Here is a 17,841-nt window from a genome sequence, read left to right as displayed (position 1 = left end):
GTCGAAATGGCGCGAAAAATGGCCGAAAAGCTTGTCGCGCTTGGCTTGGCGGGCGATAGCCGCTTGCTTGTGGATGCCATTGAACCCGCCTATAATGCGTCAGCTTGTCGTCCCGGGGTCCCCGCAATACGGGGCGACGAGTCCGATGCAGGCATGCATCGCATGCCATTCGCGTGAGGCGGCGATGGAAGCAGCGAGGGTTTCGGCGGAGACGACGAACGGCGAGCCGGTTCTCGAAGACTGGCTGATGAAACGCAACTGTTCGGTGTCGCCACGCCAGTTCGTGCTGTTTTACGCGTCGCTCGCGGGCTTCTCGCTGGCGATCGCGACGTTGCTGATGTGGAGAGGGGCCTGGCTCGTCATGCCCTTTACCGGAGTCGAGTTGCTGGCAGTGGGTGTCGCATTTGCGATCTATGCTCGCCATGCGGTCGACTACGAGCGCATCAGGCTGTATCCGCATCGGCTCGTGATCGAGCGGATGGATGCGGAGCGGCTCACGCAGATCGAATTCAACCCGCGCTGGGTGCGGGTCGAGCCGGGTGCGACGCCACGCGATCCGATTCGGCTGGTATCGCGCGGGCAGACCGTCGTAATCGGGCAGCATCTCGCGCAGTACAAGCGCGCGCAGTTCGCCGACGAACTGCGCGTGTCGCTCAGGCGCTGCGGCTGACGAGGCGCGGGCACCGGCCGGGAACAGGCCGGCGGCTTGCGACGGGGGAGGGTTTGAATGGAAATTTTGGGTAAGGATGCTATGAAAACAATCAAGCGAGCCCTCGCGGGCGTGCTGGCATGCAGCGGATTGCTCTTTGCCGGTGCGGCCCTGGCGGTCGGTGATAGCCCGGGCGGCCCCCGTGTCAACGAGATCAACTTTCAGCCGCCTGTCACGAAGATCGCCGAGGAGCTCTACGATCTCCACACGATGATGCTGATCCTGTGTACGGTGATCTTCGTCGGCGTGTTCGGCGTGATGTTCTATTCGATCTTCGCGCACCGCAAATCCAAGGGCCACAAGGCCGCCAATTTCCATGAAAGCACGACCGTCGAGATCATCTGGACGATCGTGCCGTTCGTCATCGTCGTGCTGATGGCGCTGCCGGCGACGAAGGCCGTCGTCGCGATGAAGGACACGACGAACGCCGATCTCACGATCAAGGTCACCGGCTACCAGTGGAAGTGGGGCTACGACTACGTGAAGGGCCCGGGCGAGGGCATCGGCTTCCTGTCGACGCTGACCACTCCGCGTGACGAAGTGATGGGCAAGAAGCCGATCACCGACACCTATCTGCAGGAAGTCGACAACCCGCTCGTCGTGCCGGTCAACAAGAAGATCCGCATCATCACGACCGCGAACGACGTCGTCCACTCGTGGTACGTGCCGGCGTTCGGCGTGAAGCAGGATGCGATCCCCGGCTTCGTGCGCGACACGTGGTTCAAGGCCGACAAGGTCGGTACGTTCCGCGGTTTCTGTACCGAGCTGTGCGGCAAGGAACACGCGTACATGCCGGTCGTGGTCGAAGTGCTGTCGGAAGACGACTACGCGAAGTGGGTTACCGCGCAGAAGGCCAAGCTGGCCAGCGCGGCGGTCGACCCGAACAAGGTCTACACGATGGCCGAACTCGTCGCGCACGGCGAGGAAGTCTACAAGGCGAACTGCGCGGCCTGCCACCAGGTGAGCGGCAAGGGCCTCGGCGCGTTCCCGGCCATGGACGGCAGCCCGATCGTGAACGGCCCGATCGCCGCGCACGTCGAGCGCGTGCTGCACGGCAAGGGCGCGATGCCGTCGTGGGCGTCACTGTCGGACCTCGACATCGCTTCGGTCGTCACGTACGAACGCAACTCGTGGGGCAACCACAAGAACGACCTGCTGCAGCCGAAGCAAGTGGCTGACGCGCGCAACGGCAAGATGCCGGAAGACACGGCAGGCGCGGCAGCCGCTCCGGCGGAAGCGGCTTCGGCACCGGCGCAAGCCGCGTCGGGCGCCGCCGAGCAGCCGGCTGCAGCGGCATCGGCCGCGCTGTCGACGATCTACTTCGAAACGGGCAAGAGCGTGCTGCCGGCCGACGCGAAAGCGGCGATCGCCGCCGCAGTCGACTATGCGAAGGCACATCCGGACGCGAAGCTGGCGCTGTCGGGCTTCACCGACAAGACGGGCTCGGCCGACGCAAACGCCGAACTGGCGAAGCATCGTGCACAGGCCGTGCGCGACGCGCTGAAGGCAGCAGGCGTGGCGGAAGACCACATCATCATGAAAAAGCCGGAAACGATCACGGGCGGGGCTGACGCCAAGGAAGCCCGGCGTGTCGAGATCGGTCCGGCGGCTTGACGTGTCGCTGAGTTAGTCGACGTATTCGCATTAGGAGATTCTCATGTCTAGCATCGGGCACGACGTAGCCGCGGACCACGCGCACGACGACCACGCGCACGAAATGCCGCACGGCTGGCGTCGCTGGCTGTTCGCCACCAACCACAAGGACATCGGTACGCTGTACCTGCTGTTCTCGTTCATCATGTTCCTGTCGGGCGGCGTGATGGCGCTCGGCATCCGTGCCGAGCTGTTCGAGCCGGGCCTGCAGATCATGCGTCCGGAGTTCTTCAACGAACTCACGACGATGCACGGCCTGATCATGGTGTTCGGCGCGATCATGCCGGCGTTCGTCGGCTTCGCGAACTGGATGATTCCGCTGCAGATCGGCGCATCCGACATGGCGTTCGCGCGGATGAACAACTTCAGCTTCTGGCTGCTGCCGGTCGCGGCCGTGCTGCTGGTCGGCTCGTTCTTCGCGCCGGGCGGCGCGACGGCCGCCGGCTGGACGCTGTATGCACCGCTGTCGACGCAGATGGGCCCGGGCATGGACTTCGCGATCTTCGCGGTCCACATCATGGGCGCGTCGTCGATCATGGGCGGGATCAACATCGTCGTGACGATCCTGAACATGCGCGCACCGGGCATGACGCTGATGAAGATGCCGATGTTCGCGTGGACGTGGCTGATCACCGCGTACCTGCTGATCGCCGTGATGCCGGTCCTGGCAGGCGCGATCACGATGGTGCTGTTCGACCGCCACTTCGGCACGTCGTTCTTCAACGCGGCAGGCGGCGGCGATCCGGTGATGTACCAGCACATCTTCTGGTTCTTCGGCCACCCCGAGGTGTACATCATGATTCTGCCGGCGTTCGGGATCGTGTCGCAGGTGATCCCGGCGTTCGCACGCAAGACGCTGTTCGGCTATAGCTCGATGGTGTACGCGACGGCATCGATCGCGATCCTGTCGTTCATGGTCTGGGCGCACCACATGTTCGCAACGGGCATGCCGGTCACCGGCCAGCTGTTCTTCATGTACGCGACGATGCTGATCGCGGTGCCGACGGGCGTGAAGGTGTTCAACTGGCTCGCGACGATGTGGCGCGGCTCGATGACGTTCGAAACCCCGATGCTGTTCGCGATCGGCTTCCTGTTCGTGTTCACGTTCGGCGGCCTGACGGGCCTGATGCTCGCGATGGCGCCGCTCGACATCCAGTATCACGGTACCTACTTCGTGGTGGCGCACTTCCACTACGTGCTGGTGGCCGGCTCGTTGTTCGCGCTGTTCTCGGGCTGGTACTACTGGGCGCCGAAGTGGACGGGCTGGATGTACAACGAGACGCGCGGCAAGATCCACTTCTGGGCGTCGATGATCTTCTTCAACCTGACGTTCTTCCCGATGCACTTCGTCGGTCTCGCGGGCATGCCGCGCCGCTATGCGGACTACCCGGCGCAGTTCACGGACTTCAACCAGGTCGCGACGATCGGCGCATTCGGCTTCGGCCTCGCGCAGGTGTACTTCCTGTTCGCAGTCGCGCTGCCGGCCTACCGTGGCGGCGGCGAGCTGGAAAAGGCGTCGGACAAGCCGTGGGATGGCGCGACGGGCCTCGAGTGGACGGTGCCGAGCCCGGCTCCGTTCCACACGTTCGAGCAACCGCCGCACGTCGAGTAAGTTGCACAGTGCGCTCCGCCGCTGCCTGCCGTGCAGGCAGGCGCGGCGGGCGCGGAACTGAAGTTTCAGCGAAGTTTCAGATGACCCGGAATCCACAAGAAAGACGAACGCCCGAGCAGATTCGCGCGGGCAACAAGCGGCTCGGCCTCATCCTGCTCGTCATCGCCGCCGTTTTCTTTGTGGGTGTCGTGATCAAGCAGTGGTGGCTGTCCACTCACTGATGCAGTAACTGACGCAGTAGCGAGGAAGTAGTCGTATGTCGAAGCCGGAAGAGGGCGCCGTCGATCGCGCGTTCAATCGTTCGATGCTGGTGAAGCTCTTTGTCGTGGCCGCGCTGATGTTCGGTTTCGGCTTCGCGCTGATCCCGATGTATCGGGCGATCTGCCAGATCACCGGCATCAACAACCTGGTGCAGCGCGACGTCAGCGAGCGCGAGGTGAAGAACTCGCAGGTCGACACCAGCCGTACGGTGTCGGTCGAGTTCGATGCGAACGCGCGCGGGCCGCTCGGTTTCAAGCCGGAGCACAACAGCCTCGACGTGCATCCGGGCGAACTGACGACGATCGTGTACGACGTGACGAACGGGCAGGGCCGGCCGGTCGTGGCGCAGGCGATTCCGAGCTACGCGCCGAAGCAGGCGACGGAGTTTTTCAAGAAGATCGAGTGCTTTTGCTTCACGCAGCAGACGCTGGCCGCGAACGAGTCGCGCAAGATGCCGGTGGTGTTCGTGATCGATCCGAAACTGCCGAAGGACGTGAAGACGATCACGCTGTCGTACACGTTCTTCGAGCTGAATACGCCGGCCACGCCGGCGCCGGCGCAGCGGAGTACCGCGGCGCAGGGCGCGGCGAAGCCGGACGCATGACGACGGAGGCGGGGCGATGACGGAAGTTAAGCGGAGCGGGACGTTCGGCCAGGCGCTGAAAGCGGTGCTCTGGTCGTTCTTCGGGGTGCGCAAGCGGCGCGACCTGGAGGCCGACGCGACGCAGCTCAATCCGCTGCACGTGCTGATCGTCGCGTTGCTCGCGGCCGGCATGTTCATCGGCGTGCTGATCCTGATCGTGCGTGCCGTCGTGGGTTGAGGCGCGCGGCCAGCGGCTAGAGCGGCCGGCGGCCACGAAAGAATGCAGTGCGCGGCGCCACGGTGCTGCGCGCAGGAAAGAGCGGTGCAGTCGTGCCGCGCAAGAAATAAAGCCGGAGCGGTTTCCGGTACACAAATTGGACAGAAGTGGAGAATCAAGCATGAGCGGTCAAAACCAGACCCCGTACTATTTCGTGCCGCATCCGTCGCACCATCCGATCAGTGCAGCCATCGGCCTGCTGGTCATGCTCGGATCGGCGGCGCTGTGGATCAACGGTCACGACTGGGCGCCGTTTACGGCGCTGCTCGGCCTGCTGTGGTTGCTCTTCACGCTGTATCACTGGTTCGGCGACGCGATCGCCGAATCGGAAGGCGGTCATTACGGCAAGAACGTCGACAAGTCGTACCGCTGGAGCATGAGCTGGTTCATCTTCTCGGAAGTGATGTTCTTCGGCGCGTTCTTCGGCGCACTGTTCTATGCACGTGAAATCGCGCTGCACCAGCTCGGCAGCCTCGACTACAAGCTGATCTGGCCGGATTTCTCCGCCGTGTGGCCGAACGAAGGCCCCGCCGCGCTCGCCGGTCACTTCAAGACGATGGGCCCGTGGCCGGTCCCGACGCTGAACACCGCGTTCCTGCTGTCGTCGGGCGTGACGCTGACGATCTCGCACCACGCACTGCGTGACGATCATCGCAAGAAGGCGATCGCCTGGCTGGCCGCGACGCTCGTGTTCGGTATCTGCTTCCTGTTCCTGCAGGGCTTCGAGTACTACCACGCGTACAACGAACTGAACCTGACGCTGAACTCGGGCGTGTACGGTTCGACGTTCTTCCTGCTCACGGGCTTCCACGGTTTCCACGTGTTCCTCGGCGGCACGATGCTCGCGGTGGTGCTGGTGCGGATGATCCGCGGCCACTTCAAGCCCGATCATCACTTCGCATTCGAAGGCGCCGCGTGGTACTGGCACTTCGTCGACGTCGTCTGGCTCGGCCTGTACGTCGTCGTCTACTGGCTGTAAATGGAACAACGGCCCGCGCAGCAATGCGCGGGCCGTTTTCATTGGTGTCGCCGGGCAGCGCCGCTGCCTGCCGATACCACCCTGGCGCCGCCGCGACTCAGTCAGGCGGCGCTTTTGCTTGGTGGCGCGGCCATGCGGCGAAATGTCACAGCGGCGGCCGCGGCAACGGCATCAACGCCCGATCGGCAGGCCGGTCGAATGGATCCAGCCCATCCAGTTCGCAACCAGGATGAGCAGGAACAGCGACACCGACAGCCCGACGCGGGTGGCGAGCGACCAGACCATGCGCTTCGTGTGGCCGCGGTCGTGCATCATGAAGTAGAGCGCCGAGCCCATGCTGGCAATGATGAGGACGAAGGCGATGGGAACGAGTATGTGCATGACGCGAACCGGACGACGGCAATTCGAAAGGAAGAGGATAATTATCGCACTTCGCTTTCGCGCAGGTGCCGGGCGGGCCGCATGATGAAGATCCGCTGGCTGCCCGCGCTGCTGATCCTCGTCGTCGTCGCCGTCACGATCCGGCTCGGGTTCTGGCAGCGCGACCGCGCGCACCAGAAGGAAGCGCTGCAGGCGAGCATCGCGCGCTACGAGCAGGCGGTGCCCGTCGACGTCGGCGCGCAGCCGATGCCGCTCGCGTCGATCGAGTTTCATCGCGTGCGGGCCAGGGGCCGGTTCCTGCCCGAGCAGGCGGTGTTCCTCGACAATCGGCCGTATAACGACCAGCCGGGTTTTTACGTCGTGATGCCGTTTAAACTCACGGGCGGCGGCGTCGTGCTCGTGAACCGCGGCTGGCTGCCGCGCAATATTGCCGATCGCACGGCGATCGAGCCGTTCGCGACGCCGGCGGGCGACGTCGAGATCGTCGGCATCGCGCGTGCCGACGCATCGCGTGCGTTCGAGCTCGGCGAAGGCGGGTCGGCCGCGCACCAGAAGATCCGGCAGAACCTGGACGTCGCCGCGTATGCGAAGGAAACGGGGCTGCCGCTGCAGCCGTTCGTGATCCAGCAGACGAGCGACGACGGCGACAAGCTCGTGCGCGACTGGCCGGCGGCGACGACCGGCGTCGAGCGCAATTACGGTTACATGTTTCAGTGGTGGGCGATGGCGGCGGCCGCGCTCGGCTTCGGCCTGTACGCCGCGCGGCGTGCGGCGAAGAAGTCGGCCGGCGCATGAGCGCCATCCCAGGACGCGGCGCCGGCGCCGCGGGTTCGTTTCGAGAGGTCTGATTTGTCCATGCAATCTTCCCGTCAGGGTCCGGCCGCTGCGCCGATCTCGCCTGCGGCCCGCAAGCGCGGCCGCTGGATGCTCGTGCTGCTGGGTCTCGTGTGCGCCGCACCGATGATCGCGTCGTACTTCACCTATTACGTGATCAAGCCGAAGGGCGGGTCGACGAACTACGGCACGCTGATCGAGCCGCAGCGCCCGATCCCGGCCGATCTGCAGGTGACCGACGAAACCGGCAAGACGGTGCCGCTGTCGTCGCTGCGCGGCGTGTGGCTGTTCGTGATGACCGACCGCAGCGCGTGCGACGACGCGTGCGCGCAGAAGCTCTATTTCATGCGCCAGATCCGCGTCACGCAGGCGGGCGAGCGGCACCGGATCACGATGGTGTGGCTGCGCAGCGACGCAGGCGCGACGCCGCAGAAGGTGCTGGATGCTTATCCGGACACGCGCCGGCTCGTCGCCGATCCGGCCGCGGTGGCCGCATGGCTGCCGGCCGACGCCGGCACGAAGGACAGCGACCACATCTACATGGTCGATCCGAACGGCAACCTGATGATGCGTTTCCCGAAAGACCCGAATCCCAGCAAGATCAAGTCGGACGTGACGAAGCTGCTGAAGTGGTCGAGCATCGGTTAAGGCGAGAGAACGAGGCACCATTCCGATGTCGTATCTACTGCAACTCGGCCTGATCGGCTTCTGCATCGCGCTGCTGCCGCTGTCGTACGTGTGGGTGAAGGCCGACGACGACAAGTTTCGCAAGCTGGTGTGGATCACCACGTTCCTGACGCTCGACCTCGTGATGTTCGGCGGCTTCACGCGCCTGACCGATTCGGGGCTCGGCTGCCCCGACTGGCCCGGCTGCTACGGCACGTCGTCGCCGTTCATCGCGCACGCCGCGATCTCGGCCGCGCACCAGGCGATGCCGACGGGGCCGGTCAGCATGACGAAGGCGTGGATCGAGATGATCCACCGCTATTTCGCGATGGCGATCGGCGTGCTGATCATCGCGCAGGTCGTGATCGCGTGGGCCGCGCGCCTGCGCCGCCGCCCGCTGCACGTGTCGCCGTGGTGGCCGACGAGCCTGCTGCTGCTGATCCTCGTGCAGGGTGCGTTCGGCGCGTGGACGGTCACGATGAAGCTGCAGCCGGTGATCGTCACGATCCACCTGCTGCTCGGCCTCATGCTGCTCGGCACGCTCGGCTGGCTCGCGGCGCGGCAGACCCCGCTGCCGTCGTATGACCCGGAGGCCGGGCGCTTCCGTGCGGCCGCGCTCGCGGCGCTCGTGCTGCTGGTCGTGCAGATCGCGCTCGGCGGCTGGGTGAGCACCAACTACGCGGTGCTCGCGTGTACCGACTTCCCGACCTGCAACGGCCAGTGGATCCCGCCGATGGATTTCCAGCACGGCTTCCATCTGTGGCGCGCGCTCGGGATGACGAAGGACGGCGACGCGATCACGCAGGACGCGCTGGTCGCGATCCACTGGACGCACCGCACGTTCGCGTTCGTCGTGGTCGCGTACCTGGTCGCGTTCGCGCTGAAGATGCGCCGCTTCGAATCGCTGCGGCGGCCCGCGAACGGCGTGCTGCTGGTCGTGCTGCTGCAGTTCGTGACGGGCCTGACCAACATCGTGCTGCAGTGGCCGCTGCCGGTCGCCGTCGCGCACAACGGCGGGGCCGCGGTCCTGCTGCTGCTCGTCGTCATGTTAAACTTTCGCATCCTTTCAAGCCGCCCCGGCCGTGTCGCGCAGCCTGCGCGCGACGCCGCCCCGGCGTGACCGTCCCCATGCAAAGCACCCTCTCCCAATCGCCCGGTAGCCGCTTTTCCCAGTACATGGCGCTGACGAAGCCGCGTGTCACGCAGCTCGCGGTGTTCTGCGCGGTGATCGGCATGTTCCTCGCGACGCCGGGCATGGTGCCTTGGCATGTGCTGATCGGCGGCACGGTCGGCATCTGGCTGCTGGCCGGCGCCGCGTTCGCGATCAACTGCCTCGTCGAACAGAAGATCGACGCGATGATGCGCCGTACCGCGTGGCGCCCGTCCGCGCGCGGCGAGATCACGACGCCGCAGATCCTGCTGTTCTCGGCCGTGCTCGGCAGCGTCGGCGCTTGGACGCTCTATACGTTCACGAACCCGCTGACGATGTGGCTGACGATCGCGACGTTCGTCGGCTACGCGGTGATCTACACGCTGCTGCTCAAGCCGATGACGCCGCAGAACATCGTGATCGGCGGCGCGTCGGGCGCGATGCCGCCGGCGCTCGGCTGGGCCGCCGTCACCGGCGCGGTGCCGGGCGACGCGTGGATCCTCGTGCTGATCATCTTCGTGTGGACGCCGCCGCATTTCTGGGTGCTCGCGCTCTATCGCCGCAAGGATTACGAGAACGCGGGGCTGCCGATGCTGCCCGTCACGCACGGCGAGAAATTCACGCGGCTGCACATCCTGCTGTACACGGTGATCCTGTTCGCCGTCACGCTGATGCCATTCATCTCCGGGATGAGCGGGGCCGTCTACCTGACGAGCGCGGTGCTGCTCGGCGCGGTGTTCCTCGCGTATGCGTGGAAGATCCACCGCGACTATTCGGACGAACTTGCCCGCAAGGCCTTCCGCTACTCGATCGTCTACCTGTCGCTGCTGTTCGCCGCGCTGCTCGTCGATCACTACGCACGCCCGCTGCTCGGCGTGTAACCGCACGGTTTGAACGCAATGCTCCATTCACGGTTCGGGCGCCGCGCGCGCCAAGGCTGGATGCTCGCGTGCGCATTCACGGCAGCGCTGCTGCTCGCCGGATGCGACAACGCGCCGAAATTCCAGAATCTCGACATCACCGGCAACACGCAGTTCGGCAGCGATTTCTCGCTGCCCGATACGGCCGGCAAGGTGCGTACGCTCGCCGATTTCAAGGGTAAGGCCGTCGTGATGTTCTTCGGCTATACGCACTGCCCGGACGTGTGCCCGACGACGATGGCCGAGTTGTCCGAAGCGCTGAAGCAGCTCGGGCCCGATGCCGCGAAGCGCGTGCAGGTGCTGTTCGTCACCATCGATCCGGAGCGCGACACGCCGGCGCTGCTCGGCCAGTACGTGCCCGCGTTCGACCCGTCATTCGTCGGCCTGCGGCCGGCCGACGAAGCGGCGCTGAAGAAGGTCACGAAGGATTTCCGCGTGTACTACGCGAAGGTGCCCGGCAAGACGCCCGACAGCTACACGATGGATCACACGGCCGCGAGCTATGTGTTCGACCGCGACGGCAAGCTGCGCCTGTTCGTGCGCGACGGCCAGGGTCCCGCCCCGTGGGTCCACGACCTGAAGCTGCTGGTCGGCTGACCGGCAGCCGCCGGGCGCACGGCCCGGCGATCACGTGACGGCCAACCCGCGCCGTCACGCTTTCCCTCCTTTCCCGTTGTCTGCACGCGCTGCCCGCCGGGCGGCGCGTTTGCCTGCGCGCGTGATGCGCCGGTGTCGCGTTACGGCAGCGCCGGCACGTTGAAGCCGGACGCGGCGCGCGTGATCCGGAATTCGGTCACGCGATACGTCGCGAGCCCTTCGGTGACGAACGGGTCGGTCTCGAGGATCGCGTCGAGTTCGTCGCGATCGATGCGGGCCGCGAGGATCACGCCGCCTTCGCGCGGCACCTTCGGCCCCGCCGCGATGAAGATGCCCTTGTCGAACTGCGGCTGCAGATACGCGCGGTGGCGTTCGAGCGCGTCGTCGATGCGCTCGAGCGACGCGGTGTAGTGGATGTCGATGACGTACATGGATGGCCCTGGATGACGCCGGCGCGTGGCGCGCCGGTCAGCCGGTCTTTGTAGCACAGCGGATCGCGGCTGTCGCGCCGGCGCGGCCCGTCGTGCGCCGGTTCGCCATGCGGGCGTGTATTCAAGTTGTAAGCCTCGTTGCCGTAAATAAATGAGCAACCGTTTGCGCGGGACAGGCCGTTCGCGCGCATCGACATCGACAGAGGCACGCAGATGAGCAAAATGAGTTTGAACCGCAAGCTGTGGCTCGCGCTTGCGCTGGTATGGATCGGTCTCCTGGGCGTCGGCGCATGGAGCGCGTACGAGACGCGCGCGACGATGCTCGCCGAACGCAAGGCAGGCATCGCGAATCTCGTCGATTCCGCGGCCGGCATCGTGAAGGCGTATCACGCGCTCGCGCAGAGCGGCACGCTGCCCGAGGCCGACGCGAAGCGCGATGCGCTCGCTCGTCTCGCCGCGATGCGCTACGGCGATTCGGGCTACGTATTCGTGATGGACTCGAAGCCGGTCGTGCTGATGCACCCGACGCTGCCGAAGCTCGTCGACACGCAGGTCGGCGACTATCTCGATCCGGACGGCAAGCCGCTGTTCGTGACGATCCTGAACGCCGCGAAGGCGACCGGCAGCGGTTTCGCCGAATACCGCGGGCGGCTGCCGCACAGCGAGACGGCCGTGCCGAAGATCAGCTATGTCACGCGGTTCGCGCCGTGGGACTGGAACATCTCGAGCGGCGTGTTCCTGAAGGACATCGACACCCTCTATTACCGGACGCTTCTGGGCCACCTCGCGGTGGTGTTCGTGATCGGCTTCGTGATCAGCGCGGCGATGCTGGTGATCATCCGCAACGTCCGCGGCAGCCTCGGCGGCGAACCCGACGAAGCGGCCGCGCTCGCGGCGCGCATCGCGCAGGGCGACCTGACGCAGCCGGTGCCGGTGCGCGCGGGCGACCGCACGAGCATGATGGCCGCGATGCACGACATGCAGGCGCGGCTGCAGGCGACGATCGGCGGGATCCGCCAGTCGGCCGAATCGATCGCGTCGGCGAGCCGCCAGATCTCGGCCGGCAACGACGACCTGTCGCAGCGTACCGAGGAGCAGGCCGCGTCGCTGGAAGAAACGGCCGCGAGCATGGAGCAGCTGACCGCGACCGTGAAGCAGAACGCCGACAACGCACGGCAGGCGAGCGGGCTCGCGAACAACGCATCGGACATCGCGCGCACCGGCAGCGACGTCGTGAACCGCGTGATCGGCACGATGGGCGAGATCGACGACAGTTCGCGCAAGATCGCCGACATCATCGGCGTGATCGAGGGCATCGCATTCCAGACCAACATCCTGGCGCTGAACGCGGCGGTCGAGGCCGCGCGCGCGGGCGAGCAGGGCCGCGGGTTCGCGGTGGTCGCGGGCGAAGTGCGTTCGCTCGCGCAGCGCAGTGCGACGGCCGCCAAGGAGATCCGCGAGCTGATCGTCGACTCGGTCGAGCGCGTGCGCAACGGCTCGACGCTGGTCGGCCAGGCCGGCACGACGATGGGCGAGATCCTGCAGGCCGTCGCGCGCGTGACCGACATCATGGGCGAGATCGCGGCCGCGTCCGAGGAGCAGGCGAGCGGCATCACGCAGGTCGGGCGCGCGGTCACGCAGATGGACCAGGTGACGCAGCAGAACGCGGCGCTCGTCGAGGAGGCCGCCGCGGCCGCCGCGTCGCTGCAGGAACAGGCCGCGCGGCTGCGCGACGCGGTCGGCGCGTTCCGGGTCCGCGACACCGGCGGGCTGGCGCTGCGTCGGACCGGCGGGCAGGCGGCCGACGAGGCGGTAGCGATGTGACGCGGGCCGGCCGAGGCGCGGCACGCCAGAAACGCAACTAACGGACGAGTCGTGCAGCGACCGGCAGCACCGCTGCGGTGCATACCCATATGAGCGGGATGTATTTCACTTCCCGCTGATCCTGTGACACCATTTGCCCCTTCCTGCGAGTCGGGGCTTACCCGTATCGCGCCCCATTTCAGTCAAGCAAGAAAGCGAGAAACAGATGAAGCGTCGCAGTCTCCTGAAGGTATTTTCCGTGCTGGCCACCGGCGCCGCGCTGACGCTGTCGGCAGGCGCGCACGCCGAAGACAAGGTGATCAAGGTCGGCACGGTCGCGGGCCCGGATTCGGAAGTGTGGCAGCTCGTGCAGAAGGTCGCGAAGGAGAAGGAAGGCCTGAACGTGAAGGTCATCGAGTTCAACGACTACGTGCAGCCGAATGCGGCGCTCGACTCGGGCGACCTCGACGCGAACAGCTTCCAGCACCAGCCCTACCTCGACAGCCAGGTGAAGCAGCGCGGCTACAAGATCGTCAGCGCGGGCCTGACCTACATCTCGCCGATCGGCGTGTACTCGAAGAAGTTCAAGGCGTTGAAGGACCTGCCGCAAGGCGCGAAGATCGCGGTGCCGAACGATCCGTCGAACGAGAACCGCGCGCTGCTGCTGCTGCAGACGCAAGGCGTGATCAAGCTGAAGGCCGGCGCCGGCACGGGCGGCAACAACGCGACGGTGCTCGACATCGCCGAGAACCCGAAGAAGCTGAAGATCTCCGAACTTGACGCCGCGCAGCTGCCGCGCGTGCTGTCGGACGTCGACGCCGCCGTGATCAACACGAACTACGCGCTGGCCGCGAACCTGCAGCCGACCAAGGACGCGATCGCGCTCGAAGCGCTGACGAGCCCGTATGCGAACCTGATCGCCGTGCGCGCGAAGGACAAGGATCAGCCGTGGGTGAAGAAGCTGGTCAAGGCGTACCAGTCGCCGGAAGTGAAGGAATTCATCAAGAAGCAGTTCAAGGGCTCGATGGTCGCGTCGTTCTGAACGCGATCGGGCGACCGAACGAAGGCCTGCATATATGCAGGCCTTTTTTTATGTGCGATCGGGGTGCTTTCGAGATTCAGGAGCAGCTTGAAGATTACACGCCGCAATGGCATTGGCGCTCATGGATAAAAGCCGTTTGATAACGGTTCGTCACGTTCATATGGCGAGTGTGCACGGCCGCTCCAATTCGGAATCGGTATGCACATTCTCTCTCCGGCATCCCGCCGCGTCCCGTCGTTGTTCACGCCGAGCCGAATAACGATTCTTTTCGCGTGAAATTCCGCCATCGTTGCGGTGCGATCAGCCAATCGATCGGCCGGGTTTGTCGGCACGGTAACCGTATGTCTTCGTTAGACTAAAAAGCAGTTTTAAAAATTATGAACGAGGACGCTGAATGGATGCTGTCGGGAAATTGAATGGGGCTTACCATTATTATGGGATGGTCAATTTGACTGCGGGAGAACTGTTCTTCTGGATCATGGTCGACGAAACGATGAATCAGTTGGGCGTCGATGATGCCGTGTCGGTTGGCATGATCTTGCTTGGTAGAAATAATTTGCCGACCAGGACAAAGCCGATCGGCGCGATACAGGGAACTTCGCTTGCAAGCAAATACTCTAGAAGAGTTTTTCAAAAGGCTCAATTCCCGTTTGGTTTGAAATTGCCAACACTGGTGGGCGGCCCGGTGAGAAATTTGAAAATCAGGTTGGTCAGAAACATCGGAACCTTTGCAGGAAGAACGATCCCCGTGCTGGGTTGGGTAATTCTTGCAAGGGATATTTCCATTATTGCTGGCAAGACGGTGGCTCACTACAATAGAGTTGCAACGGAGGAGGATGGGCTATGGTAGATCTTGAGAAGGAGGTGATTGAATTTATAAGGAAAAAGTCCGGATTCTCTATATCGTTCATGGCTGATGAGATAACGGAAAGTACCGATTTGGATCTGGACTTGGATTTTGACGATTGTGAGGTCGAGGATCTGATGCGGGAGTATTCGATGAAATTCAATGTTGATATAAGTGGATTCGATATAAAAAAGTATTATCCGGAGGACGATTCTTCGTTTCTTGACTTGATCAATCCATTTAAGAAAAAAGTGATCCATCGTGTACCGGATCTGAATATTCGAATGCTGATCGCATCGGCAAAAGCGGGACGCTGGCTCTACGACTGACTGCTCACCGGGTTTGCCTGCGGCCTGAGGGGGGCGCCGTGCGGCGTTGATGCAAGCATCGCGCAGCCCCTTTTTTCATATCGGTGCGCGTGAAGGCGGGGCGACGGCGCGGCGTCCGCCGCCCGTTCACATCTCCCCGCGCCGCGAGCAGATCGACATGATCTGCTGGATCGCGTAGTTGTCGCGCACGCCCGGCAGCGACTGCACGACGCACTCGTGAAAGCGCCGTTCGCGCGGCAGCAGCATCGCGTTGTTGCGGTACAGCGCGTCGCACGAGCGCTGGATCAGCTGCGCCGCCGCGCCGTTGCGGCTCTCGCGCAGCGCATTGAGCATGCAGTTGTCGTATTGCTCACTGCCGTCGGTCAGCGCGAATGCCGCACCGGGCAGCGCCAGCGCGACGGCTGCGAATGCGATCGCACGAATCGTTCTTTTCATGTCCCCTCCGATGGGGTGGATCGGGTCGGCGGACAGCATAACGTAAAGCTGTCGACGCGGCTGGCGCGTTGCGCCTGGATCGGCGCCGAGCGCCGCCAGCCGGGCTGCCCAGGCATTTCGTGGCAGCGCAGCGCGGCTGCGCATCGGCGTGTCTGGCGAAAGCAGGTAGTCAGGCGGTGGTCTGCGGAAATGGTATCCTCGTGCGTTCGCCGCCGCACGCTTTCCCGGAGCGTGCGCGGGCCGCTCGCCGCGTCTCGTACGTGCGGCGGCGCCCGCCCGACGGCGGCGGGAATCCATCATCCAGAACCAACACAATACGGGGGAGACACACCCATGCAGCGTTTCAAGAATTTCGCCATCCGTTCGATCACGGCCGGCGTCGCCGCACTCGCGCTGGCAGGCGCCGCGCATGCACAGACCGTCAAGGTGCTGTCGATCGTCGACCATCCGGCACTCGATGCGATCCGCGACGGCGTGCGCGCCGAACTGAAGGCGGAAGGTTACGGCGACGACAAGCTCAAGTGGGAATACCAGAGCGCGCAGGGCAACACGGGCACGGCCGCGCAGATCGCGCGCAAGTTCGTCGGCGACAAGCCCGACGTGATCGTCGCGATCGCGACGCCGGCCGCGCAGTCGGTCGTTGCCGCGACGAAGAGCGTGCCGGTCGTCTATTCGGGCGTCACCGATCCGGTCGTCGCGCAACTCGTGAAAGGCTGGGGCCCGTCGGGCACCAACGTGACGGGCGTATCCGACAAGCTGCCGCTCGATCGCCAGGTCGCGCTGATCAAGCGCGTCGTGCCGAATGCGAAGACGGTCGGCATGGTCTACAACCCGGGCGAGGCGAACTCGGTCGTCGTCGTGAAGGCGCTCAAGGAGATCCTCGCGAAGCAGGGCATGACGCTGAAGGAAGCGGCCGCGCCGCGTACCGTCGACATCGGCCCGGCCGCGAAGAGCCTGATCGGCAAGGTCGACGTGATCTACACGAACACCGACAACAACGTCGTGTCCGCGTACGAAGCGCTCGTGAAGGTCGCGAACGAGGCGAAGATCCCGCTCGTCGCGGGCGACACCGACAGCGTGAAGCGCGGCGGCATCGCGGCGCTCGGCATCAACTACGGCGACCTCGGCCGCCAGACGGGCAAGGTCGTCGCGCGGATCCTGAAGGGCGAGAAGCCGGGCGCGATCGCATCGGAGACGAGCAGCAACCTCGAACTGTTCGCGAACACGGGCGCGGCCGCGAAGCAGGGCGTCACGCTGGCGCCGGATCTCGTGAAGGAAGCGAAGACGGTCATCAAGTAAGCGGCCGACTGCCGCGCTTGCAGGCCCGATCGGGGCCTGGACGACATCGCCGGACGGGCGGCTCCCACCCGGAGCCGCCCGTTCGCTTCGCCCGGCCGTACACGTCCGGCCGGGAAGCAACAGGATTTCCCCATCATGTCTCTGTTCTCGTTTCTGGGCGCGCTGGAGATCGGCCTGATCTTCAGTCTCGTCGCCCTCGGGGTGCTGATCTCGTTCCGCATCCTCAACTTCCCCGACCTCACCGTCGACGGCAGCTTTCCGCTCGGCGGCGCCGTCGCCGCGACGCTGATCTCGGCCGGCTACGATCCGTTCACGTCGACGCTGATCGCGATCGTCGCGGGCGCGGTGGCCGGCTTCATCACCGGCTGGCTGAACGTGCGCCTGAAGATCATGGATCTGCTCGCCAGTATCCTGATGATGATCGCGCTCTATTCGGTGAACCTGCGGATCATGGGCCGGCCGAACGTGCCGCTGATCACCGAGCCGACGCTGTTCACCGTGCTGCAGCCCGACTGGATGCCGGACTACGTGCTGCGCCCGGCGCTGCTCGCGATCGTCGTCGTGGTCGCGAAGCTCGGCCTCGACTGGTTCTTCTCGTCGCAGCTCGGCCTCGCGATGCGCGCGACCGGCGCGAACCCGCGGATGGCGCGCGCGCAAGGCATCGCGACCGGCCGCGCGACGCTCGCCGGGATGGCGCTGTCGAACGCGCTCGTCGCGCTCGCCGGCGCACTGTTCGCGCAGACGCAGGGCGGCTCGGACATCTCGATGGGGATCGGCACGATCGTGATCGGGCTGGCCGCCGTGATCATCGGCGAGACGCTGCTGCCCGCGCGCCGGCTCGTGCTGACGACGCTCGCCGTCGTGCTCGGCGCGATCGTCTACCGCTTCTTCATCGCGCTCGCGCTGAACAGCGAATTCATCGGCCTGAAGGCACAGGACCTGAACCTCGTGACGGCCGCGCTCGTCACGATCGCGCTGGTGCTGCCGGCGACGCGCAAGAAGCTGTTCGCGCGCAAGAACGGAGGGGCATGAC

At 64.9% G+C, this 17,841-nt stretch carries 21 protein-coding genes; 18 read left to right on the top strand and 3 right to left on the bottom strand.

From position 1 onward, the window contains the following. Positions 1-145 precede the first annotated feature (145 nt). The 7 genes from U5798_RS16485 (at position 146) to U5798_RS16455 (ending at position 6,074) form a co-directional block, all read left to right on the top strand. The gene (locus tag U5798_RS16485; protein WP_124452145.1) at positions 146-670 is read left to right on the top strand and encodes a DUF2244 domain-containing protein; all 525 of its coding nucleotides are present in this window, start codon (positions 146-148) and stop codon (positions 668-670) included. A 57-nt stretch (positions 671-727) separates the two neighbouring features. Further along, positions 728-2,323, top strand: coding sequence for a cytochrome c oxidase subunit II (gene coxB, locus U5798_RS16480; RefSeq protein ID WP_322082667.1), 1,596 nt, complete (start codon positions 728-730; stop codon positions 2,321-2,323). A gap of 43 nt (positions 2,324-2,366) precedes the next feature. Beyond that, positions 2,367-3,974, top strand: a complete 1,608-nt coding sequence (gene ctaD / locus U5798_RS16475; protein ID WP_021163746.1) for a cytochrome c oxidase subunit I — start codon at positions 2,367-2,369, stop codon at positions 3,972-3,974. An 80-nt stretch (positions 3,975-4,054) separates the two neighbouring features. Beyond that, positions 4,055-4,195, top strand: a complete 141-nt coding sequence (locus U5798_RS16470) for a cytochrome oxidase small assembly protein (protein ID WP_034179107.1) — start codon at positions 4,055-4,057, stop codon at positions 4,193-4,195. Positions 4,196-4,230: 35 nt separating this feature from the next. Continuing rightward, a complete protein-coding gene (locus U5798_RS16465) occupies positions 4,231-4,839 on the top strand; it encodes a cytochrome c oxidase assembly protein (RefSeq protein ID WP_124452141.1) in 609 nt (202 codons plus the stop codon). Between the two features lie 16 nt (positions 4,840-4,855). Beyond that, entirely contained in the window at positions 4,856-5,056 is a 201-nt protein-coding gene (locus tag U5798_RS16460; RefSeq protein WP_124452139.1) for a DUF2970 domain-containing protein, read from the top strand. Between the two features lie 160 nt (positions 5,057-5,216). Then, positions 5,217-6,074 carry a cytochrome c oxidase subunit 3 gene (locus tag U5798_RS16455; RefSeq protein ID WP_124452137.1) on the top strand — a complete coding sequence of 286 codons (858 nt, stop codon included), beginning with the start codon at positions 5,217-5,219 and terminating at the stop codon, positions 6,072-6,074. Between the two features lie 171 nt (positions 6,075-6,245). Here U5798_RS16455 and U5798_RS16450 read toward each other — a convergent pair whose 3' ends face one another. After that, entirely contained in the window at positions 6,246-6,455 is a 210-nt protein-coding gene (locus tag U5798_RS16450; RefSeq protein WP_059688661.1) for a twin transmembrane helix small protein, read from the bottom strand. 84 nt (positions 6,456-6,539) lie between these two features. Between U5798_RS16450 and U5798_RS16445 the strand changes: the two genes are divergently transcribed. From U5798_RS16445 to U5798_RS16425, 5 genes are read left to right on the top strand one after another with little or no spacing between them, the layout of a single operon-like run. Next, positions 6,540-7,250 (top strand): SURF1 family protein, encoded by a 711-nt coding sequence (locus tag U5798_RS16445; RefSeq protein ID WP_260434902.1) that lies wholly within the window; start codon positions 6,540-6,542, stop codon positions 7,248-7,250. A 60-nt stretch (positions 7,251-7,310) separates the two neighbouring features. Continuing rightward, on the top strand, positions 7,311-7,937 hold the full coding sequence (locus U5798_RS16440; RefSeq protein ID WP_124452134.1) for an SCO family protein: 627 nt from the start codon (positions 7,311-7,313) through the stop codon (positions 7,935-7,937). Positions 7,938-7,962: 25 nt separating this feature from the next. After that, a complete protein-coding gene (locus tag U5798_RS16435; protein ID WP_322082666.1) occupies positions 7,963-9,075 on the top strand; it encodes a COX15/CtaA family protein in 1,113 nt (370 codons plus the stop codon). Positions 9,076-9,083: 8 nt separating this feature from the next. Further along, positions 9,084-9,986: a heme o synthase gene (gene cyoE / locus U5798_RS16430; protein ID WP_006477738.1), complete on the top strand. Its 903-nt coding sequence runs from the start codon at positions 9,084-9,086 to the stop codon at positions 9,984-9,986. 18 nt (positions 9,987-10,004) lie between these two features. Then, on the top strand, positions 10,005-10,622 hold the full coding sequence (locus U5798_RS16425) for an SCO family protein (protein ID WP_124452130.1): 618 nt from the start codon (positions 10,005-10,007) through the stop codon (positions 10,620-10,622). Between the two features lie 140 nt (positions 10,623-10,762). Here U5798_RS16425 and U5798_RS16420 read toward each other — a convergent pair whose 3' ends face one another. Then, a complete protein-coding gene (locus tag U5798_RS16420; RefSeq protein ID WP_006477740.1) occupies positions 10,763-11,053 on the bottom strand; it encodes a YciI family protein in 291 nt (96 codons plus the stop codon). 213 nt (positions 11,054-11,266) lie between these two features. On the opposite strand from U5798_RS16420, the gene U5798_RS16415 reads away from it, so the two are divergent. From U5798_RS16415 to U5798_RS16400, 4 genes are all read left to right on the top strand, one after another. After that, positions 11,267-12,877 carry a methyl-accepting chemotaxis protein gene (locus U5798_RS16415; RefSeq protein ID WP_124452128.1) on the top strand — a complete coding sequence of 537 codons (1,611 nt, stop codon included), beginning with the start codon at positions 11,267-11,269 and terminating at the stop codon, positions 12,875-12,877. A gap of 205 nt (positions 12,878-13,082) precedes the next feature. Next, positions 13,083-13,898 (top strand): MetQ/NlpA family ABC transporter substrate-binding protein, encoded by an 816-nt coding sequence (locus U5798_RS16410; protein WP_124452126.1) that lies wholly within the window; start codon positions 13,083-13,085, stop codon positions 13,896-13,898. Positions 13,899-14,292: 394 nt separating this feature from the next. After that, positions 14,293-14,748, top strand: coding sequence for an STM2901 family protein (locus tag U5798_RS16405; RefSeq protein WP_322082665.1), 456 nt, complete (start codon positions 14,293-14,295; stop codon positions 14,746-14,748). Beyond that, on the top strand, positions 14,742-15,074 hold the full coding sequence (locus tag U5798_RS16400; RefSeq protein ID WP_124452122.1) for a DUF1493 family protein: 333 nt from the start codon (positions 14,742-14,744) through the stop codon (positions 15,072-15,074). The genes U5798_RS16405 and U5798_RS16400 overlap by 7 nt, the downstream gene beginning before the upstream one ends. Before the next feature lie 126 nt (positions 15,075-15,200). Here U5798_RS16400 and U5798_RS16395 read toward each other — a convergent pair whose 3' ends face one another. After that, positions 15,201-15,509 carry a VF_A0006 family four-cysteine protein gene (locus U5798_RS16395; RefSeq protein WP_322082664.1) on the bottom strand — a complete coding sequence of 103 codons (309 nt, stop codon included), beginning with the start codon at positions 15,507-15,509 and terminating at the stop codon, positions 15,201-15,203. A gap of 333 nt (positions 15,510-15,842) precedes the next feature. On the opposite strand from U5798_RS16395, the gene U5798_RS16390 reads away from it, so the two are divergent. Next, positions 15,843-16,808: an ABC transporter substrate-binding protein gene (locus U5798_RS16390; protein ID WP_322082663.1), complete on the top strand. Its 966-nt coding sequence runs from the start codon at positions 15,843-15,845 to the stop codon at positions 16,806-16,808. A gap of 135 nt (positions 16,809-16,943) precedes the next feature. After that, the gene (locus U5798_RS16385; RefSeq protein ID WP_124452116.1) at positions 16,944-17,840 is read left to right on the top strand and encodes an ABC transporter permease; all 897 of its coding nucleotides are present in this window, start codon (positions 16,944-16,946) and stop codon (positions 17,838-17,840) included. The last annotated feature ends 1 nt before the right edge of the window (position 17,841 follow it).

This window comes from Burkholderia sp. BCC1972 (genome assembly GCF_905339605.1).
GTDB lineage: Bacteria > Pseudomonadota > Gammaproteobacteria > Burkholderiales > Burkholderiaceae > Burkholderia.
Note: the sequence above shows the minus strand (reverse complement) of the source record. Positions and strands in the feature narration are given on the sequence as shown.